This window comes from Pantoea sp. AS142, from assembly GCF_037152305.1.
Lineage (GTDB): Bacteria > Pseudomonadota > Gammaproteobacteria > Enterobacterales > Enterobacteriaceae > Pantoea.
This window is the reverse complement of sequence record NZ_JBBCMO010000002.1, coordinates 309,720-333,050: the sequence shown is the minus strand read 5'-3', so window position 1 is coordinate 333,050 and position 23,331 is coordinate 309,720. Positions and strand designations below refer to the sequence as shown.

Genomic DNA, 23,331 nt, shown 5'->3' with positions numbered 1-23,331 from the left:
TTCTCCCCGAATGAGATGTACAACTTATTATTTCCCGCCGGACAAATTGTCCGGCTTTTTTTTGCCTGCCATCTACTGTTTCGCTATTTGTTCGTAAACTTTCTTAACCGGCTTAAATTAACTGCACCTGATTTCCGCACACATTGTTAAATTGCGCACGCTTTGCGCCATGACTGACGAAATATCCGCCATATTAATTTATCACCGTAATTAAGTAGGCAGATATTCAGGGTGCTGATAATTTTCAGCGCTCACGCAACGATTCTTTGACTTTATTCAGGGGTTTAATCAGATAATCCATGACTGATTTCTGACCCGTTTTAATCTCCACGTTGGCCACCATGCCGGGTACAATCGGGAATTTCCGTCCGGCGCGGTTGGTCAGTTCCGCTTTCTGGGTACGAACGTAAACACGATAGTAATACTGATCACGTTTTACCTCATCCTGCAGGGTATCTGGCGAAACCGTTTCGACTTCGCCGGGCAGATCGCCATAGATGGAGGCATCATAGGCGGTCACTTTAACCGTAGCGGCTAGACCGGGGCGGATATAAGCGATATCGCGTGGATTGACGCGTGTCTCAATCAGCAGCTGATCCTCCAGCGGCACGATTTCCATCAGTTTACCGCCCGGTTCCAGTACGCCACCGACCGTGGTGACCTGAATATCTTTGACAATACCGCGCACCGGCGAGTAGAGCGTGGCACGCATTAGCTGATCCTCTTTGCCTGCGGCAACCTGCAGTTGCGCATCCAGTTCAGCGTTATTTTTCACCTGCTCTTCATGGGCGCGTACCAGATAGTCATTGCGCGCCTCGTCGATTTTGCCGCGCAGGTCACTGACCTGACGACGCAGACGAATCACCTCGACCTGCCCGGCCGCGCCTTTGGCCACCAGCGGTTCCGTCAGCCGCAGTTCATCCTGCACCAGTCGCAGCGACTGCTGCAGATTACTGATGGTTTCCGTGAGATTACGACGTCGCGACTCATAGAGCTGTTGTTCGCGCCTCACCAACTGGGGTTCCTTCAGGGTGTCGGCGCTGAATGTCAGCGGCGTGCCCGACAGCTCCGCCTCCAGCCGCTCGGACGAGGCACGTAACGTGCGCACTTTGGCCTGGGCCTCGCCGAAGTTCGACTGAAAGCGCGTCGGATCGAGGGTCGCCAGCACCTGCCCTTTCTCGACAATGTCGCCTTCATGCACGTTAAGCTGTTTGACGATGCCGCCATCCAGGCTGTCGATCACCTGCGCGCGGCTGGAAGGGGTGACTTTGCCGGTGCCGACCGTCACCTCATCCAGAATGGCGAAGTGCGCCCAGATGAGAAAAATTGCCAGCGCGGCAGTGCAGAGCCAGATAATCGCCGATGTCCGGCGCTCATGACGGGCAAGATCTTTATCTACAATAACCAGACTCATACAGCATCTCCTTTACCTGGCGTCGCTGGCGTGGTCGCGCGGCGCAGGATCTCGTCGCGCGGGCCATCGGCCACAATGCGGCCGTTATCCATCACCACAATACGATCGACCATCTTCAGCAGCGCCGGGCGGTGCGTCACCAGCACCAGCGTCCGGCCGCTGATCCAGCCCTGTAGCTGACGGATCACGTGCTCTTCCAGCTGTTCATCCATCGCCGCAGTGGGCTCATCCAGCAGCACCACCTGCGGCTGACGCAGGATCATCCGGCTGAGCATCACCATCTGACGCTGCCCACCTGAAAGTCCGCGCCCGCCTTCATTGATAATCCGATCCAGACTGGCGGCATCCTGCTGAACCAGCGACAACGCGCCGCTGATGCGCAGCGCCTGCAGCATCTCCTGTTCGCTGGCATGAGGATTGCCCAGCATCAGATTTTGCCGCAACGTGCCAAAAAAGAGGCGGGAGTCGTGCGACAGCCAGCCGAGCTGACGACGTAAATCGGTGGGATCGATTCGCTCAATATCGACACCATCGACAATCACCTTGCCCTGGGTGGCCAGCGCCTGACCGGCGAGGATCTTCAGCAGCGTCGATTTCCCTGCCCCGACTTTGCCCAGAATGGCAATCTTCTCACCGGGCTTGATCTGCAATTGCTGAACGTTAAGCACGTTTTTTTCATTCTCTTCGTCGTAACTGTAATGCACATTGCGCAGATCGTACTGGCCGGTAAGCGTCGGACAGTGTGCCAGCGTGGCCGCTTCAGGCTGATCGAGTGGCTTTTTCAGCAACGCATCCAGCCCGTTCATCGCCATTTTGGCGTGCTGCCAGCGCGAGAAGACCATGGTCAACTGCATCAGCGGGGCGATGGTGCGTGATGAGAGCAGGCTACAGGCGACCAGCGTACCGGTGGTGATGTGTGAATCGAGCACCAGATAAACCCCAAACACCAGCATGCCCGCGTAGGTGAGTTGCTGCACAGTCGACGCCCAGCCGGTGAGACGCGCGCCCCATAATCGCTGCTGATTACTGATTGAAGCACTGACTTCATGCGTCTGCTCCCACTGACGCTGAAAATAGGGTTCCGCCTGCAGCGCCTTAATATCCTCAATCCCTTCAATGGTCTCCACCAGCACCGCATTGCGCAGCGCCCCCTCGCGCAGCCCTTCTTTGGCCAGCCGCGACATCGGGATCTGAACCAGCAGACCGGGAATGACGATCAGCGGAATCGCCGCCAGCGGGATCAGCACCAGCCAGCCGCCAACAAATGACATGATGAACAGGAACAGGATGACAAACGGCAGATCGGCCGCTGCGCCAACCGTGGTCGAGGTCAGCAACTCGCGCACCTGGTCGATCTCACGCAGCTGCGAGATAAACGAGCCGGTCGATTTCGGACGCGCCTCATTACGAATGCTCATCGCCCGGGCAAACAACATGGCGGAGACTTTCAGGTCGATGCGTTTACCCATTAAGTCTGACACCTGAGTTCGCATCAGCCGGATCAGATACTCAATGGCCGCCGCGATCAGCACGCCGACAAACAGCACCCAGAGCGTGGACTCCGACTGGGCCGGAATAACCCGGTCGTAGACCTGCATCGAAAAGAGAATACCGGCCAGCGCCAGCACATTGCTAATCACCGAGGCCAGCGAAATCTCCGTGATACGGCGCCCCATGCCGCGAAAATTTTTCCAGAACCAGTGCGGCTCATAAGGCTGAATGAATTCGTCGATGCGCGCATCACGGCCACGCGCTGCCACGCCAATCACGCCGACATCGCCCTGGGCGCGTGCCAGCAATTCTGATAAAGCGCTTTCCCGCACCACATCACCGCCTTCACTCAGCCAGTAGCGCGCGCTGTCATCTGAATCGATGCTCTCCAGTACCGCCACACTGGCATTTTCCAGCACCAGCACCACTGGCGTGATCGCCTGACGCCAGCGCAGTTTGTGCTGCGGCACCAGGGTCAGATGCAGTCCCAGCAGGCCGGAGAGGCGTTCCAGCTGCTGTGACATCGGCAGATGTTCAAACCAGCGCATCTGCTGACGCAGGGTTTTGCCATCAGCCGGTTTACCGAATCGCGCCGCTACGCGCAGCATGGCGTCAATCCAGTTATCGGTATTCAGGGTGGGTGTACTCATTATTAATGCCTTATCGCTATTGCAGCGAAGGAAGGAGATCGCCGCTGTTCTGCTGGCGATCGATACCCATGATATCGAGCAGATTGTCTACCGCGGCGGCATAGCGCACGGTGGCATCCCAGCCATCGTAAAGCGCGGTGATACGTGAGCTGTCGGCCTGAAATACGTCCTGTTCCACACTAAGCAGATCATTCAGACTGCGCTTACTCAGGCGATATTCATCGGCGTAGACATTACGGGTATGGTCGGCGCTGGCCAGCTGCACTTCACCGGCAGCCTGCCGCTGCTGCGCGCCAATCATATCGGCATAGGCGGCAGAGGCGTTTTGATTGATGGCGAGCTTGGCCTGCTGAATAGCGGCCTGCGCCGCTTCACGATCGCCCTCCGCTGACTGGGTTTTCGCATTCACCAGGCCGCCCTGGTAAAGCGGCGCTTCCACCTGCAGCTGCACTTCATCATCCCAGTAAGATTGACGATCATTTTCATAGCGAGTCCGGCCCGCCTGCACTTTGATGGTTGGCCAATGGCCAGACTGTGCCTGACGCACCCGTTCACGGGCGGCTTCCTGTTTCGACTGTGCGCTGCGCACTGCTGCGCTGTTTTCATAAGCGATTTTGTCGAGGGTGATCTGCTGTTTCAGCAGCGCCTGGGGCAGTTCCGGCAGCGTGGTGGGCACCACGCCGGTCAGCACGGTCAACTGTGCGGTGGCGGAACGGTGCTGGGCGCGATATTGCTCCAGCGTGGCCTGCATCGCGGCGATGCGGGTTTCCGCCTGCAGTACGTCTGACTGAGAATTGAGTCCGGCATCGGCGCGCAGTCGGGCAATATCCCGCACCCGCTGCAATGAAGCGATATTGGTGTGTGCCGTGTTTGCCAGCGACTGGTAACGTTTGACTTCCAGGTAGGCCTGCAACGTATCTTCCGCCACGGTCGTCATGGAGTCGAACAGGCCATAACGATAGGCATCTGACAGCGCATGCTGTTCATCGATGGCGCTGCCGGTGCGGCCAAAGTCGTAGAGCAGCTGACTGAGCGTGATGCCGCCAGAGCCATTATTATTCAGGCTCCCGGCGGAGTCGGTCTGATGAGAGCGTCCCGCCGCACCCTGTAGTGAGATCTGCGGATACCAGGCGCTGCGGGCGGCATCAAGATCGCCCTCACCGATGTGGATCTGTGCCGCCGCTTCCGAGATTTTCGGATTACGGGCGAAGGCCCGGAGAATGGCGTCGCGCAGCGTTAAGCTGGCAATCTGCTCTTCGCTGGGCGCGGCGCGCCAGTTAAATTCTGCCTTAGGTAACGGTGCGGCAAAGGTCGGGTGTACCACAACGCCACTCAGGGCGCACAACAAAAAAGTTAATCGCGCTTTGTTCATTATCCATACCAATGGGGGTTCTTATCATCATGGTGTTTTTCCTGGTGAACAAAGTGAGCAAAGTGAGCAAAAAGGCCCGCCACGCAGAGCCGACTGATTTATTGCGTTATTTTATTTATGATTCGCAAGGCTAAAAGCTAAAATAATCTTAACATCATTAAACATATCCTGCGCTTATTCCGGCTAAAAACAGATGAAATCGTTAACATTTATTCTGGAATGATGAAAATCGGCCATAACATAAATTCGCGACAATCCAGACAGGCTTAACAGACCTGTCCGGAAGGATGTGCGTTTGCTAATGCGTTGGTGTCAGACCAGGGGGTGTGCCGCCGGATGCTGTAGCAGGTGATCGGCAAGGGTATAGGGGAGATCAGAGAAAAGATGGCTCTCCTGCGGTGCAGCGGTCGCGGCCGATGCCTGTGCCACTGGTACGGTCTCAACCTGCTCAGGCTGGCTGACGGTTTCCAGCAGTTGATCAACCGCTTGCACATCCAGCGTAGTATCGCTTTCCGTATGCGATGCCACCTGTACCGTCTGACTGGCACTGGCCAGATTACCGGCACTGTCTTTGCCGTTGACCGTCATCTGGTACTCACCGTCATCCAGGGGTGCCAGCTGTCCGGCAAGAATGGTCAGCGCCCAGCCGCCATCCGCTTTTACACTGGCGCTGTAGTGCTGATCGCCCAGTGTTAATTCCACCAGGCTGCCTGGTTGAAGATGGCTGGAGCTGCCCTGAATAAGATGCCAGCTGTTAACATCGGCAGCGTCAATGACGTTATCTCCAAAGGCGGTATCCAGGGTCAGCGTCGGCCGTTGATGCACAGCGACGGTAAAGAAGGTGTCATGGGTCTCACTGTCGCTGTTGCCATATTGATCCCAGCGATGGAAGGTGGCGGCGACCGGACCATCCGGCAACGCCAGCAGTTCGCTGGAGGTGAGCGTCACCATGCCTTTAGCATCGGGCTGATAGGTTTTGCCGTTGATCTCCAGGCTATTGGCCCCTTCAACATAAAAGCTCAGATCGTGTTGCGCCTCCTGGTAGTTGAGCGTCATGTCGCCGCCGATATCCATTTCGGTGTAGATCGGAATAAAACCGGTTTTGATGTTCAACTCATGGGTGGCGTCGGTATAGTTATTGGCACCGTCAATTGACCAGGCGCGGATCTCACCAATATGAATAAAAGCGTTCACGTCCGCTGCCGGGATAACTACCTGCCAGTGTCCCTGCTCATCTAACGTGGCGGCATAATCTTTCTGATTAGCACCGGTGATCACCAGCCGATGGCCCGGCATGACGGTGGAGAGCGTGCCGCTTAGCAGCAGATCCTGCTGGGTTTCCGCCAGATTGATCACATCGTCTGCCGTGACCTTATCAAAGGTAATTTTTGGCAGGCTGCTCAGGTGGGTGATCAGCGTCAGCTCGTGATATTCGGTCGCGGTTTTTCCATTGGGATCGGTCGCTGTGACCTTCAGGTTATAAACGCCATCCTGCAGCGCCTGCATATCACTTTCATGGAATGTTCCATACCACTTGCCGTCGCTCTCCATGTGAGCGGTGGTAGTTTGCGTGCCGAGGGTTAATTTCAGCACCGAACCCACCGGCAAGTGTGTTGCGCTGCCGCTGATCTCGACGCCATAAACGCTCTCAGCAATATTCACTGCGTTATCACCACTGACCGTATCCACTGTCAGAGTCGGTGTGATCGTGCGGTCGGTATAAAGACCAAAATCGACCGTGGTTGCGGTGCTGTGGCCCGCTTTATCAGTAAGGGTTAGCGTCAGACTGTGATTGCCATCCGGCACACCTTTTAACGCGTCAGCAGGCATGGACGCGTTCCAGTAGCCCCACTTGTTAACGGTGCTGTGCCAGCTCTGGTCGTTGAAGGTCAGCGTGACGGTGGAGCCCGCTTCTCCTTCAGCACGACCGCGCAGATGCACCGGCTTTTGCGCTTCCCAGCCCGCAATTACGCCATCGCTGGCGAGGGGTTCATAGGGCCGCAGTGCAGCGGGCGGCGCACTCTCCACTGCGCTGACGGCCAGTGCGCTGTAGTTGAGTGGGCTGCTATGCAGTGACGCCGTGGAGAACGTGGTGATCGGCAGGCTCGACGTGGCGACAGGCGCAATGGCGGGTAGCGTGCTATCGGCGACGGCAAAGTCGCTTACCGCCGTCTGGAAAATGGATTCGAGCCGGGTGGTACGAAGCGTATCGCGTGATGACATAGGTAACCTCAGTTCATAACAGAAACGCAGACCAAAACCATCAGATAAACCGATCGTTAAGTCTGAGACATGATAGTGAGTCAGCCAAAGCTGCCCGTTTCCGCTGGTCGGAACCGGTTACCCGCAGGTAACAAGGACAAATCAAGAGAACGCTAATAAAAGCGACAAATGGAGCCAGAATGCTGATTTACGGCGTGACGCCGTTTGCTGCGCCTACCCTAATCTTTCATTCTGCTAATGAATAGTGGCGATAATCTGGAAAGTGAAATTATCGTGTGACAAAAACAAAAAAAGCGGGTGCTTTCGCACCCGCTGCTTCTTGACGCTCAACTTACATTTTTAGCCATTACACGACATGAAGCTGCAGGTTCTGCTGCACCAGCACATCGCCCAGAGTGTTATCACTGGTCAGCGCCGAGTTATGGTAGATTTCAAAAATTCTGTCCTCCACCGTCCGCTCGCCCGCCACTTCCCAGATCCCGCCGTTGCTGTTAGCCAGTGTCACCTGACTGCCCTCTGCGCCTATGATCAACAAATCGTCACTCTGTTTATCCGTGATATTGAGTGCCTGATTGAGATCGAGTTTCACAGAGTTGGTGCCGGTTTTACCCAGGTCGAGTACCTCGATGTGTTCGACTTTCAGGCCCAGTACGGTGAGGTCCAGATTGAGATTTTCTCCGTTCAGCACCAGAGTATCGGTGCCTGCGCCGCCATCAATATGGCTAAAGTTAAGGTCACTGACCGTCACGGTATCCGCCCCGCTGCTGCCGCTAACGGAGGCCCCTTCAACCGTCGTGCCATCGGCCAGCGTAATCACGACGCCGCCAATGGTGTAACCCGCCTCTTCTGCAGGCGCCGCTGTGACGACTGGGTCACTTGTTGCCTCGTTCTCACTGCTGCTAACCGGCGTCACGGTATCCGCTTCAGTAATCAGCGTCGAGGCCACTGCTACAGGGTCGCTGTTATCGTCACTGCTGGTGCTGCTGTCGTGCTGCGTCTCCACGCTGGCACTGGCGACAGTGGCGCTGTCATCGGCTACCGAGAACAGGGCAACCGACTCGGTTGCCGCCAGCGTCACCGGCAGCACGGCACCCAGTAACAGCGTGTTCGTGGTGGTATAGCTGTTACCCGCCACGTCAGTGATGGAGACTTTTGCCAGCGTATTCAGCGACAGCAGCAGCCCCCCCACCGACAGCAGTGATGACGAGAAGTTAACGGCGTAACGCCCCAGAGCATCAGTAGTGGTGTTCAGCGTCGGTCCGTTGTTGCCGTTGGCCAGCAGCAGCGTGACGCTGACTTTCGATCCCTGTGCGGCATTCAGCGATCCCCCCTGTACCACCAGCCCCGAGAGCAGAGAACCGACAATGCTGAGCACCGGATCGACCCCCACCAGCGGCTGATTATGCGACAGCGCGGTAAAGCTGCTGGTGCTGGTTACGGTATTGCCGCCAATGTCCGCCACCGTCACGGTCAGCGGATGACTGCCATCGGCGATCCCTTTCAGCGTCGCTGACGGCACGCTGATGCTCCATGCGCCATTCGTGCCAATGGTGGTGGTGAGGATATTGCCCGCCATATTCACCGTTACCGTGCCTCCCGCCGCGTTGGTGCTGGTTCCTCTGATAGTTTCAGCCGCATTGGCTTCGGTGATGTTGAGGTAACCATCGCCACCAAAGACGCTGTTCACGCTGACCGTCGGCGTGGTATGACTGACCACACCCAGCGACGCCGAGATGGAGCCGCTGCTGCCCGCGCCATTGGTGACGCTGGCGGTCACGGTCTGCAGACCATCAGCAATGGCGGCGAGGTTAGCCGCCGGAACAGAGAGACTCCAGTTGCCATTGCTGTTCACGGTAGTGCTGTAAGTCTGGCCACCCAGCGTGACGCGTACCACCGATCCCTCGGCGTTGCTGGCGGTGCCGCTGATGGTCTGTGCCGTTTTCACATCCAGTACGCTCAGGGCGTTATCGCCAAACAGCGAGGTAATGGCGACGACCGGCGTTGACTGACTGATAACGCTTAGCGTTCCACTGCTGTTCACCGTGTTGCCGTAAGTATCGGTGCCGGTGACCGCCACGGTTTTACTGCCGTCAGTGATAGCAGCAAGATCCGCTTTCGGTACGCTGATGCTCCAGTTGCCGCCACTCACCACTTTGGTGGTGTAGGTCAGGCCATTCAGCGTGGCACTGACGGTAGAGCCTGCTGACAGGCTGGAGCTTCCGCTCAGGGTCTGGTTAGAGGCGAGATCCGCGGCGCTCAGTACGCCATCGCCAAACACGGTATTCACTGACAGGGTGGGTTGAACCAATCCCAGTGACACGCCCGCACTGGTGCTGGTGACGTTACCGACCGGGTCGGTGACCGAGGCGCTGACGGTAAAGTTACCGTTCAGCAGCGTCGCGAGAACGGCTGGCGAGACGGTGGTTGAGAAGGTGCCGTCGGCGTTGACCAGCGCGGTGGCGGTGGTACTGCCAATCGCCAGCCTGACGCTGCTGCCTGCGGCCAGGCCGGAGACGGTGCCGCTGATGGACTGGGTGACCCGTGATTCCGCCAGATTCAGCACACCATCACCAAACAGCGGATTGAGCGTCACCTTCGGCAGATTGTGAATACCCACCAGCGCACCGGCGGTGGTGGTACTGGTGTTACCAGCGCTGTCGGTAACGCTGACGCCGACCGTCAGGTTGCCATCGGCAATCCCCTGCAGCAGGGCTGGCGTCAGCGAGACGTTGAAGTTGCCCTTCGCATCGGTCGTCGTCTCAAACTGCTGTGCCCCCAAAGAAATCACCACGCGCGATCCCGCTTCCGCACCGCCAATCACTCCTCCGATCACCTGTGTGACCAGCACATCTGCCACGTTCAGCAGACCGTCACCGAACAGTGGATTCACGGTGATAGTCGGCAGCAACGTATCGACGCGGATACCGGCGCTGGTGGCGGCGTTATTGCCCGCCGCATCCGTTACCGAGGCCCCCACCGTCAGGTTGCCCTGCGCCAGGGTGCCGAGGATATCCGGTGTCACCGTGGCGCTGAAGGCTCCGCCCGCCCCCACGGTCGCGGTCACCTGACTGTTACCCACGGAGAGCGTCACCACAGCACCTTGCGCGACGTTGTTCACCACGCCGCTGATCACCTGGCCGGTGGCAATATCCGCCAGATTCAGCACGCCATCGCCAAACAGCGAGGTCAGCGAAATGGATGGCGTCTGGGTAAAGATACCAATCGACGCGCTATTCGAGGCGACGTTACCCGCCGCATCCCGGACACTGACGCCCAGCGTCAGGTTGCCATTCAGCAGTGAGGTGAGATCGCTGCCCGGCAGGTTAACGCTCCATGCTCCGCCCGCCTGCACCGTTGTGTTGAAACTCTTGCTGCCAAAGGTCACGGTCACCGGTGAGCCCGCAGCTGCATTTTGTATCACGCCGCCGACCAGCTGTCCGGCCGCGGCTTCCGCAATGTTCAGCAGGTTATCGCCGCCAAACAGCCCGGTGAGCGCGCCCACCACCGGCACCGCATCGACAATCGCCGTCACGGTTTCACCCACGGTGCGGGTGTTGCCCGCCGCATCTGTCAGGGTGACGTTAACGGACAGATTGCCGTCGGTGACCAAATCCAGCACCGCAGGTGGCACCACGATAGCCCATTTACCCTCCTGCCCCACTGATGCAGAGAGCGTAGTGCCGCCCAGCACCACCGAGACCGTGGCGCCGACGCCCGCTGAGGTCGCGGTTCCAGAGATGGTCTGCGCCACCGTGGTATCCAGCGCACTGAGCGTGCCGTCGCCGAACACCGAATCGACCACCAGCGTCAGCGCACTGTTGACCACTTTGTTGACCGTCAGCGTGGCATCGGTCTGGTTGCCGGCACTGTCATTGACCCGCACGCCAAACACCAGCGCACCGTCAGTGAGGCCCGACAGCACATCTGGCGCGAGACTGATGCTCCAGCGTCCGTCGGCACCCACCGTTGCGGTAGCGATCGGCGCGGCATCGCCCAGGTAGAGGCCGATGGTCTGGCCTTCTGCGCCCTGCGCGCTGCCGGTCAGTACCTGACCTGTCACCAGATCGGCGGCGTTGAGCACGTTATCACCCGCCAGCGCGTCAACCTGCACCAGCGGCGCGGCGGTATCCACCGTCACTGTCTGTGTCACGGTCGTCACGTTACCGGCGACATCCGCCAGCTGCGCGGTGATCACCGGCGTGCTGCCATCGGTCAGTGCCTGCATCGCGCTGGCAGGAATGGTAGTGGACCAGGTGCCGTTACTCTGCACCACCGCGCTGTAGGTCTGATTATTGAAGGTCACAACCACCGTGCGTCCCACTTCACTGAGATCGGCGGTGCCGCTGATACTCTGGCTGGTGGCACTTTCATTGCCATTGACCTGGTTATCACCCGCAAAAGCATTGATTGTCAGGGCCGGTGGCGTCAGGTCGATCAGGACGTTACCGCGGGTGGTCACGGGATTCGTTCCGTCGGTAGCATTCACCGTGATGGCGACGCTGCCGTCCGCACTGCCAAAGGCGCTGACCGGCAAGGCAGCCGTTGACCAGTTGCCCGCTGCATCCAGCGTGGTGGCGTAGGTCTGACCGTTGATTACCACCGTCACCACCCCGTCCGCACCCAGGTTAGCCGAGGTGCCGCTCAGGACTACGCCATCCGCCACATCCTGGGTGCTGATGATGTTGTCGCCCGAGACCGTGCCCAGCGTGACCAGCGGGCCTGGCGGTGGGGTCAGATCCACCGTCAGCGCGACTGATGCGGTCGCGGTATTGCCTGCCAGATCGGTCACCGCCAGCGTCAGGGTCGTGGAGGCACCAAAGGTGGTCATCTGCTCTGGCGTCAGCGTCACGCTCCAGTTGCCGTTACCGTCGACCACGGAGGTGCCGAGGGTCGTAGTATTCAGCGAAACCGTAACCACTGCGCCCGGCTCGGCGCCCACTGCGGTGCCGCTGAGTAACTGCGGCTGGATGCTCTCACCGTAATTCAGCACGTCGTCGCCGGTAAAGGCGCTGACGTTGAGTACCGGTGGTGTGGTGTCGAGCAGCAGTGAGCTGTTAAGGGTGGTGCTGTTACCCGCCGCATCGGTTGCCGTGACGGTGACCGGATAGGTGCCATCCGGCAGCGCTGAAAGCTGCGCCTGGGTCAGCGGCACCGTCCAGTCGCCATTGGCATCCACCGTCGCGGTATAGGTGATGCCGTCAAGCGTGAGCTGCACCCGCTGATTTTCTCCCCCCTCACCCGTGGTCCCGCTCAGGGTTATCCCCGCGTCAACCTCGGCGGCATTCACATAACCGCCGAGAAATTCCGGATTGACCTCCGGCTGCGGTGCGGTGAGATCCGCGGTAAACGGTAGCTGTGCCGACGCGCTATTGCCCGCCGCATCCACCACGTTGACCGTCAGCGATTGCGCACCGTCACCCAGCGAGCTCAGGGCATTAGCTGGAATGTTAACGGTCCAGTTACCGTTGTCCTCCACGTCGCCAACATAACGGCTGCCGTTGAGGTCAACGGTGATGCTCACCGACTGGTTCGCCCCCACACTGCCGGTGGTGCCGGTCAGGGTTAACCCTGCCGCGGCTTCACTGATGTTCAGCAGGTTGTCGGCGCCAAACGCGCCAGGGCTGAAGGTCGGCACAGGCGCAACCACTTCGGTTACTACGCTCAGCGCGGTGGCGTCGCTGTTACCCGCGATATCGGTGGCGGTCACAGTAAGGGTGTGGGTGCCACTGGTGAAGGTGGCTAACTGCTCTGGTGACAAGGCCAGAGACCAGCGGCCATCAGTCTGCACCGTGGCGGCCAGCGGTTGATCGCTATTGAAGCCGGCGATCAGCACGGTGACCGTCTGCCCGGCGCCGGTAATGCCGGTGGTGCCACTGAGGATCTGTTCACTGAGCGCTTCTGCTGCGTTCAGCGCACCATCACCAAACGGCAGATTCAGCGTGACATCCGGCAGGGCGTTCACCGCCACCAGCAGCGTGCCGCCGGTGCTGGCGGTGTTGCCGTTCACGTCGGTGACGGTCACGCTCACCGGCAGGTTGCCATCCGGCAGGGACTGCAATACGGCAGATGGCAGATCCAGTGCCCAGCCCGCCCCCCCCTCAGTGAGCGTCGCGGCATAGACGGTGCCATTGACGGTTACCGCGACCGAGGCCGCATTATCAATGTTCACGGAACCCGTGAGGGAGCCGTCCGCGGCCGCTTCCTCCGCGTTAAGACGGCCATCAGCAAAGGGTGTATCCAGCGTCGGCGCAGCAATCGGGGTGATCGCCGAGACAAAGGTCTGAGTCGTTTCACTGCTGTTACCGGCCCGATCCGTGGTCGTGAGGGTCAGGGTGTGTTCCCCAGCCCCCAGACTGGCAATCACCTCTGGCGTAATGCTGGCCGTCCAGTTGCCCCTGGCATCGACCGTAACCGACAGCGGAATATTGCCCTCGCCCACCGTGACGCTCAGGGTCTGGCCCGCCACCGCGGTGGCGGTGCCCGTTACAAGCTGAACAGAGCCTGCCTCGTTGCTGTTAATGATGTTGTCGCCGAACAATACAGTGTCGAAAGCAGCTGAATCTGGCGCAGTTTTCAGGATCTCAACGCCTGCGGTAACCTGCGCCGGATTGCCGGCACCATCCGCGGCGGTGACCACCACCTGAGTGACGCCATCCGCTAAGGCCGTCAGCGCGCCCGGTGCCAGGTTCAGCGTCCAGTTGCCGCTGACATCGGTGGTGGTACTGAAACTCTGCGTGCCGACAGTGATGTTTACCACGCTGCCTTGCGGCAGACCGGTACTGTCACCACTCAGCGTTAACGGCCCTTCAGCATCTGCCGCACTGATCAGCGCGTCGCCAAACGGCGTATTCAGGGTGAGTGCGGGCAGGGTATTAAACGCCACGTCCAGTGAGGTGGTGCTGTCCAGGGTGGTATTGCCCGCCGCATCGGTGACCGAAACGTTGATCGCATTAGGGCCGTCCGCCAGCTGCTGCAAATCGCCCGCCGGAACCGTGAGTGACCAGTTACCACTGGCATCTGCCGTGGTGGTGTAGCTGACATTATTCAGCGTCACCGTCACCGGCAATGCGCCCGTGGTGGTGCCACTGAGGGTGAGATCCTGCAGCGATTCTGCGAAGTTAAGGGTGTCACCCGCGCTGACCGTGATATCCGTCAGCACCGGCGGAGTGGTACTGAAACTGACCTGCTGGCTCACGGTGGCCGGGTTACCGGCAACATCACTGGCGGTGACGGTAAAGGTTTGCGTACTGCCCGGATCGAGAGTGTTAAAGGCTGTTGAGGGAAGATCCACCGTCCAGTTGCCGTCAGCGTCGAGCGTGGTGCTGTAGTCAGTGCCATTAAACGACACCGTCACCAGCGTACCCGCTGCCAGCAGGGTGCTGCTACCGCTGACGGCCACATCCGCTGTGGCCTCTGTAGCATTGATCACATCATCGCCTGCCACGACATTCAGGGTCAGCGTCGGCTGAACCTGCGCGCTGGCCAGTACGACCAGACTGGCGCTGCTGCTGGCCGGGTTACCTGAATCATCCGCAGAAACCACGACCAGCCGTTGATCGCCATCCGGCAGATTACCCAGATCGGCGGCCGGAACGGTCACGGTCCAGCGGCCATCCGCTGCCACCGTGCCGCTGTACTGAAGTGAGTTCAGCGTCACCGTCACCAGCTGGCCTGGCAGATTGGTACTGGTGCCACCAATGGTCAGATCCTGCAACGACTCCGCCTGGTTAAGGACGTTATCGTCACTGATAGTCCCGATGGTCAGCGTTGGCAGGTTCAGGCTGTCAACATCACGCGTCAGTGTGGTCTGAACAGTAGCAGCCGGGTTGCCCGCGGCATCGGTCATCGAGATCACAACCGGGTAGCTGCCGTCCGCCAGCCCCTGGACAACGCTGGCAGGCAGTGTCACCTGCCATGTGCCATCAGAGAGCACGCGAGTGGTGTAATCGACATTCTGGACGCTGACGGTCACCGTCTGTCCGGCATCCGCTAACAACGCCGTGCCGCTGATGGCGACCGCTTCCAGTACCTCCACTGCATTGATGATGTTGTCGCCGCCGATAGGGTTGACGCTCAGCACAGGCGGCGTGAGATCGACCGTGACGCTGCTGGTCAGCGAACCGCTGTTACCTGCCGCATCGCTGGCAGTGACCACCAGAGTATTAACCCCCTCGCCCAGCGTCTGCACCTGTGCCGGCGTTAAGGTCAGCGTCCAGTTGCCCTGTACATCCACCGTGGCGGTGTAATCATTCCCGCCCAGCGTCACGTTGACGGTCTGGCCCTCACCCGCCACACCGGTGCTGCCGCTCAGCGTCTGACTGACCGCCGTTTCAGCCTGGTTCAGATAGCCATCGCCAAACGGGGTATTCATGCTGACCGACAATGCCCCGGTCGCCACAGTGATCTCACGCGTTTGCGTTACCGGATTGCCCGCCGCATCACTGACCGTCACAGTCAGGGTGTAGGTGCCAGCCGGAATCCCGGCCAGCGAGCCCGCGGGCAGCGTCAGGCTCCAGTCGCCGTCCTGGGCCACGGTGGTGGTCCAGAGCTGGTTGTTGAGAGTCAGGGTGACCCGCTGACCGGCTTCGGCATTGCTGCTGCCGCTGAATACAATCGGCCCGGTGCTTTCGGCGATATTGACGCTGTTATCACCCGCAACCGTGTTCAGGGTCAGGGTCGGGGGCGTGACATCGACCGTGACACGGCCCTGGCTGCTGCCGGTGTTACCTGCCGCATCCTGTACGGTAACGGTATAGCTCAGGGTTGCTTCCGGCAGATCGGCCAGCGCGGTGGCGGGCACGCTGACCAGCCAGTTGCCCTTGCTGTCGACCGTGCCGTTATAGGTTACGCCGTTGAGTACCACGCTCACCGTCTGGCCATCACCGGTCACGCCGGTGATGCCGCTCAGGGTTTGTGCTGTGGTGATCTCGTTGCTGTTGAGCAGGCCATCCCCGAAGGCAGAGACGATCTGCGGTGCTGGCAGCGTCGCCAGCACGCTGAGCGCTGCCTCGTTGCTCAGGGTCGACCCGACGCTGTCCGTTGCGGTGACCGTCAGGGTGTAAGGCCCGTCGGCGAGCGCCGTCAGTGCCTCCGCCGGAACGATCACTGTCCAGCGGCCGCTGGCCGAGACCTGCGCGGTGTAGCTGGTGTTGTTGAACAGCAGCGTAACCGTGCTGCCCTCTGTCACATTCACCGACGTGCCGGTGACGACCAGTGCCTGACCCAGTTCCTGCGCATTCAGGTCGTTGTCTTCGCTGATGGCATCCATCGCCAGGCCAGAGGCGTTGCTGTTGACGTCAAAGATGAGATTGCTGGTGGTGGTGTTGCCCGCCACGTCGCTGACCGCCACGGTAAAACTGGCGCTGCCATCATTAATCGCGGCCAGCGCACCGGCTGGCACGATCAGGCTCCATGCCCCGCTCGCCTGCACAGCGGCGCTGTAGACTGTCCCGTCAACGGTGACGGTGACCAGTTGACCTGCTTCGACGTTGGTGGTGGTGCCGGAGAGACGTTGATCGGTGAGGCGCTCCGCGCCATCGACCACATTGTTACCGGCAAAGGCATCCAGCGTCAGGGTCGGCAGTGTGCCTGGCTCCACTTTCAGCGCCAGATCGCGGCGGGTGGTGGTGGTATTCCCGGCCGCGTCGCTGGCGGTCACGGTCACTGGATAGCTGCCGTTGCCCAGCCCGGTGTAAACCGTGGCCGGCAGTTCCAGCGACCAGACGCCGTTGACGTCCGCGGTGGTGCTCAGGGTGGTGCCGTTGAAGCTGGCCACAATCAGGGCGTTAGCTTCGCTGCTGCCGGTCAGCGTCAGCGGCTGCTGGCTTTCAACGGCATTGATAATGCCATCGGAGGGTGTGATGAAGTTCAGCACCGGTGGCCGCGTATCCACCACCAGGCGGCCATCAGCCTGGCTGCTGTTGCCTGCCACATCACTGACGACCACGGTATAAGGTGTGTCACCCTGTAGCAGCGCAGAACGCACCTCAGCTGGCAACGCGACCTGCCAGTTGCCTGCTGCATCGACCGTGCCGCTGTAGCGGGTGCCGCCCAGCGTGAGGCTGACGGCCTGGCCGTCGCCGATCACGCCAGTGTTACCGGTGATCACGCCACCGGCAGCGGCTTCCTCGCCGTTGAGAATGCCATCATCAAAGGCCACGCCTGGGGTCGCCACCGGCAGTGTGCTGGCCACCACCGTCAGGGTGGCGTCGCGGGTGGCAAGCTGTTGTCCGTTAGCGTCGCTGGCGGTGGCGGTGATGGTCAGCGGGCCGTCCGCAGCGCCGCTAAAGGTGCCTGCCGGTAAGGTCAGGCTCCAGCGTCCATCTGCCGTCACGGTGATGCTGGCCGTGGTGCCGTTGGCGAGCACGGTAATGATGCTGCCATCAGGCAGGCCGCTGGTGCTGCCGCTGACCACAACGGCACCGCCCTGTTCCTGGGCATTGAGGTAGTTGTCGTCGCTGATCGGTGCCAGCGCTACCGATGGCAGCGTGTTGTCCACGCTGAAGCTAAGCGGGCTGCTGGCGGTGTTACCGAGGACGTTGATCACGCTGACGTTCAGCGTCTGATTGCCTTCACCCAGCTCAGCCAGTGCGCCCGCAGGCAGAATAATGCTCCAGTTACCGCTGGCCGCGACCACGCCGCTGTATTCAGTGCCGTTCAGGGAGATGATCACCTGCTGGCCCGCTTCAACATTCGTGCTGCTGCCGCGTACCGTAATCGGCTGCAACTGCTCGGCCGCCGTGACGATACCGTCACCGGCAAAGGTGCGGCTGTCAATGGTCAGCACAGGTTGCACATCCGTCGAGATTGCCACATTCAGATCAACCACCTGGCTGCTCTGATTTCCATTAGCATTGGTTTCGATAACGGTCAGCGGATTACTGCCGGGAGGCAATGATGCCAGCGCATCAGGGGCGATCTGCAGCGTCCACTGACCGTTAACGCCAACGGTGGTGCTATAGATCTGGTCATTAAGCTGAACCGTAATAAGGTCGCCGTTCTGCCCGCTGCCACTGACCACCAGCGGCTCCGCCAATTCACCGACGTTCAACGCGTTGTCACCGCTGACCGGCGCGACCACCAGCGGCGGCGGCGTGGTGGCAACGGTCAGCGTACTGTTCTGGCTGCTGCTGTTACCGGCCGCATCGGTGACGGTGACCACCACTGGAAAACTGCTGCCATTGGTCAGACCGGCAAGCGCCGTTGGCGGGACGGCCAGCGCCCAGCTTCCCTCGCCATCAACGGTGCCGGTGTAGGTGACGCCATTCAGTGTCACACTGACGCGGTCCCCTTCACTACCTGCGCCGCTGAAACTGAAGCCAGCAGCCTGTTCAGCGATGTTCAGCACGCCATCGACAGCAGGCGTATTCATACTGAAGTCAGGTGCAATGGTATCTACGGTAACCGGAAAAGGTATGGTGGCAACGTTGCCACCCACGGTGGTGACGGTCAGGTTGAAATCGTAACGCGCATCTGGCAGCTGTTGCAGATTGGCAGCCGGCACGCTGGCGGTCCAGCTGCCATCGCCGGCAACCGCCGCGTCATAGGTTTCGCCATTCAGGGTCAGCGTGATGCTGCTGCCAGGCGCAACGGTGCCGCTGAGAACCAGATCGGTGGCCGTTTCAGCCGCATTGATAATGCCATCGGTGGCAATCGGGTTCACGGCCAACACCGGTATTTCGGTATCAACAATCAGCGGTACGCTGATGCTGGTGCGGTTATCCGCTAAATCGCTCACCGTCACGGTAACGGGATTACTCCCCTGCGCCAGTGCCTGTAGCGCATCTGGCGGCAGCGTGACGCTCAAGTCACCATTTGCCGCTACCGTGGCCGGATAGCTGATGCCCCCCAGGGTCACGCTGACGGCCTGGCCTGGCTGGACGGAGCCGGTCAGTGTCTGCGCTGTGCTGGCTTCCTCAGTATTAAGGATGCCATCAGTGAAAGGCGTGTTGATCTGGGGTTCTGCCAGCGGCGTCGTTGCCACCAGCAGCGGCTGGCTGGTCTGTACATCCCCTGAGGTGACGGTAACGGTGGTGTTACCCTGCGCCAGGTTCGCCAGGTCGGCGGCTGGCACGGTCAGGGTCCAGCTACCGTTTTCATCGGTTGTGGTGCTGTAAAGGGTGCCGCCGGGCACCAGTGTCACGCTGATCGGGCTGTTCGCCGGCAGGTTTGCGGAACCGCCGCTGAGGATCAGATCGCTCTGCGCATCCAGCACGTTGAGTGCGTTGTCGTCACTTATCGGGGCAATCGACAGCGACGGTACGTTGGTCGTGATCACGGTGAACTGCCCCTGAGCAGGCAGCGCCGGATTTCCGGCCACGTCGGTAATCGCCACGGTAAAGGTTTTATCGCCTGCGGCACCCAGCGATCCGGCGGGTAGCGTCACACTCCAGCTTCCGGTCGCCTGCACTACACCGTCGTAAGACTGACCGTTAATGGACAGTAATACCGGCTGGCCTGCCGGTACGCCAGTGACGTTACCGGTGACCAGAATGTCAGTGAGCTGTTCCGCACTGTCGACCTGGTTATCGCCGGTCACAGGATCAATGGTCAGTGCTGGTGACGTTGCCGCCAGCACCGTGACACTGGAGGCGACGGTCGTGCTGTTGCCATAAGCGTCGCTGATTACCACGTCAACCGGGTAGAGTGCATCGCCCAGTTGACTAATAATGGCAGCGGGCACCGTCACGCTCCATGTGCCATTGGTGTCAACCGTAGCGGAGTAGGTTTCGCCATTGAAACTCACTGCCACCGTGTCGCCCTGCGTCCCCCCGCGCCCGTCGATGGTGAGATCCTGGGTGTGCTCAGCGATATTGATATAACCATCGCCACCCGGCGTGGAGACATCCAGCAGCGGCGGCGTGGTGGCGAAAATCAGTGAGCTGCTGGCTGGCGTGGTGTTGCCATCGCCGTCAGTCGCCACGACCAATACCGCCTGGGTACCCTTGGGCACATTCGCCAGATCGGAGGCCGGAACGGTGACACGCCAGCTGCCATCCTGCGCCACCACGGCGCTGTAAGGCACGTTATTCAGCGTGACACGGATGAGGTCGCCTTCATCGCCAGTGCCGCTGACGATCAGAGGCTGCTGCGCGTCGCTGACGTTAATTACGCTATCATCGCTGAGATTGTTCAGCGTAAGAGGCGGTGCCGCCGTGGCAACCCGCAAAGCCGTATCCTGCGTGCTGATATTACCGGCAGGATCGGTCACGGTAACCGTTACCGGATACGTCTGATTCGTCAGCGCGCCAAGATCGGCAACCGGCACTGATGCACTCCAGACGCCGTTTTCGTCAACAATGGCGTTGTAAGCCTTGCCGTTTAACTCCACCGTCACGCGGTCACCCGCAGTGCCGGTTCCGCTGATTAGCAGCGGCTCTGCAAGTTCGTTATTGGTCAGGACGCCATCACCGCCCGGTGCAGTCACGGTCGCAACCGGCGGCGGCGTGCTGACCGCCAGCGTCTGCGTCTGAGTGGCGATGTTACCGCTGGCATCGGTCAGCGTTACGGTCAGCGCATAGCTGCTGCCATCTGACAGCGCCTGCAGCGCCGCTGGCGGCAAATCCACCGACCAGTTGCCTTGTGCATCCACGGTAGCGCTGTAAATGACGTTGTTCAGCGAGACAGTCACCCCCTCGCCAGGCAACGCACCTGATCCGCTGACCGGTACGCCTGCCGCCACGTCAGTGCTGTTAAGCATGCCATCACCGCCTGCGACCTCTGACACAATCAGATTAGGTGGCAGCGTGTCGACGCTGACGTTCAGCGTCTCCTGCACACGGTTGCCCGCCTCATCAATTGCGGTAACGGTCAGGCTGTGAGCGCCCTGCGCCAGTAAAGCGAGATCGCTGGCAGGCAGCGGCAGGCTCCAGCTGCCGTCGGTATTGACCGTGGTGCTGTAGGTTTTACCGTTGAGTTCCACTTCGACCCGCTGGCCCGCCACGGCTTTGCCGGTGCCGCCGCCGATGACCTGATCGCTGCCCGCTTCCGCCTGGTTCAGAATGCCATCGGTGATCGCGCTCTCATCCAGTGTGATTTGCGGCAGCGTGGTCGTGACCACATTCAACGGGGCTGGGTCGGTCAGCAGCGTACCACTGGCATCGAGGGTGGTGACTGAAATCAGTTTCACACCGTCGGTGAGGCCGATGAGATCGACTGCCGGAACGGTGACGCTCCAGAAGCCATTGCTGCTTACCACTGCGCTGTAATTGCTGCCGTTAAAGTTAACCTGCACCGCCTGGCCCGGATTAACGCCCACCGCAGAGCCACTGATGATCAGATCACTGCTCAACTCCTGCAGGTTGAGGAAGCCATCGAGGCTGACCGGTTCATTGATAGAAACCCCGCCAGGTTCGCCTGCTGGCGCAGCGACGTTGATGTCGCGGCTGTCGGTGGCTAAGGCACCTGCCGCAGTGGTAACACTGGCCGCGATGGCGGTGCTGCCCGCTGCCAGCGCGCTGAGCGCTGCAGACGGGATCTGCGTGCTCCAGCTGCCGTCAGTGTTGACCAGTGCAGTGTAATTCTGGCCGCCCAGGGTCACCGTGACGATCTGCCCTGCTTCAACGCTGGTGGTGCTGCCGGACACCGTTTGTGGCGTGGCTTTTTCACTGTTATCCAGCAGGTTATCGCCTGCAAAGGGATTCAGGGTGATGATCGGCGTCGCGGGTATGCCTGGATCGGCGGCGACAACAGTAATGGGCAGGCTGCCGGTGGCCGCCGTGCCCGCCGCGTTAGTGGCGCTGACGTCGATGTTTGTGGTGCCTGCGGCGAGTCCCGCCAGCGCGGCAGAAGGGATTGTGACGCTCCAGCTACCGTCTGCACCCACGGTGGTGTTATAGGTCTGGCCGCCCAGCGTCACGGTGACAATCTGACCCGCTTCGACATTGCTGGTAGTACCGCTCAGTACCTGATCGGTGATTTTTTCCGCGTTATCCAGCACATTATTGCCCGCAAGGGCATTGAGGGTGATAGCAGGCGTCCCTGGCGTGGCCGGTGTTGCGGGATCGGTGCCACCGTCATTGCCGCCGCCGTTACCCCCACCGCCGCTGCCGATGCCAGCGGCCAGGCCGGCTAAGCCGAGTACACCCAGACCGCCCGCCGTTATCACGCCCATTGAGGTATTGGCGTTTTCAGCCAGCAGCAGCGGCTCTACACTGTCAAGTGATTCATAGGTGGGCGTGACCGAGCTGGAGGCGAGTTCAGCGCCCTCAGCGGTCTGCGGAAAGAGCGTATGTTCCGGTGGATTGACACCATCATCGAACACCAGTTCGCTGTGCTGGCCTTCGGCGTCGTCGAGAAAGAATTTCTGATAACGGGCAGTGCTGCCGTCACGCATATGCAGCACCAGATCGTTACCCTGTCGCTCATACTGGGTCACCATGGCGCGGGTGCCGCTAATGCGCACGACACTGGGTTCGGTGAGGTTAATGGAAGGTGACGAACCGCTAACAGACTGCGAGATGAGTGTGCCGTTTTCGCGCGAGATGATGTCTACACGGCTTTCCGTGAGTTCTGCCATTTGTAACCTCTAAATACACCAGATTGGCTAATGCAGTGAAACTATAAACATGAAATTATTTTATATTTATAGTCTTCACACATAATCTCACATTCTGAAAAACAGAAGGTGGCTTAACCTGGTGTGAGTAGAAACGGCAAAATGAAGCTGCATTTAAGCCCCAAAAAAAGCGACAATCGCCAGCATTGTTGTTAGATTTAGTGTCAAATACTCATGTAAATGTAACGGCCCGTCAGATTTATTTTTAATGTAATCGGGTTAAAAATCAATTTAAATGTACAGTTTTAATTATGATTCTGCATTTTTTTTCATAAGAAAAATACCGATTTTGGTTTTTAAAAACAGGCTTTGCTTTTGTTTTCCCATGTCACGTTGTTGCTAAATGTTTCTATAAAAGCTGCAGAAAGGGTAAAAAATCGTCGCTCCGTAAACATGAGCGCTGAAAAAATTTGTTTATTAAGCGAGTCAGCCATCGTTTATGCGTGGTCCTGAACCAATTTTTAATAACAAGCCCTTGAAAAATTTCAGTAAAACTTGGGTTAATTCACTACGGAAGGGCGGTGGTTATACCAGGAAAGTTCTGGAAAAAATTCGCAGCGTAATAAAAGTCGGTAAACTCCCGGTTTTGTCATTTATACGATGTTGCTGCACCCTTTCTGATTAG

At 59.4% G+C, this 23,331-nt stretch carries 5 protein-coding genes; all 5 read right to left on the bottom strand.

Features of this window, described 5'->3' with window-relative positions:
- Positions 1-244: 244 nt before the first annotated feature.
- The 5 genes from WFO64_RS06540 to WFO64_RS06520 all read right to left on the bottom strand — a co-directional run bounded on the left by WFO64_RS06540 (position 245) and on the right by WFO64_RS06520 (position 22,667).
- The gene (locus tag WFO64_RS06540) at positions 245-1,414 is read right to left on the bottom strand and encodes an HlyD family efflux transporter periplasmic adaptor subunit (protein ID WP_337010038.1); all 1,170 of its coding nucleotides are present in this window, start codon (positions 1,412-1,414) and stop codon (positions 245-247) included.
- Complete coding sequence (locus WFO64_RS06535) at positions 1,411-3,555, bottom strand: type I secretion system permease/ATPase (RefSeq protein ID WP_337010036.1); 2,145 nt, start codon at positions 3,553-3,555, stop codon at positions 1,411-1,413. Before WFO64_RS06535 ends, WFO64_RS06540 begins: the two co-directional genes overlap by 4 nt.
- A 16-nt stretch (positions 3,556-3,571) precedes the next feature.
- Positions 3,572-4,927 (bottom strand): TolC family outer membrane protein, encoded by a 1,356-nt coding sequence (locus WFO64_RS06530; protein ID WP_337010034.1) that lies wholly within the window; start codon positions 4,925-4,927, stop codon positions 3,572-3,574.
- 312 nt (positions 4,928-5,239) lie between these two features.
- The gene (locus WFO64_RS06525; protein ID WP_337010032.1) at positions 5,240-7,150 is read right to left on the bottom strand and encodes an Ig-like domain-containing protein; all 1,911 of its coding nucleotides are present in this window, start codon (positions 7,148-7,150) and stop codon (positions 5,240-5,242) included.
- 346 nt (positions 7,151-7,496) lie between these two features.
- The gene (locus WFO64_RS06520) at positions 7,497-22,667 is read right to left on the bottom strand and encodes an Ig-like domain-containing protein (protein ID WP_337010030.1); all 15,171 of its coding nucleotides are present in this window, start codon (positions 22,665-22,667) and stop codon (positions 7,497-7,499) included.
- Positions 22,668-23,331 lie beyond the last annotated feature (664 nt).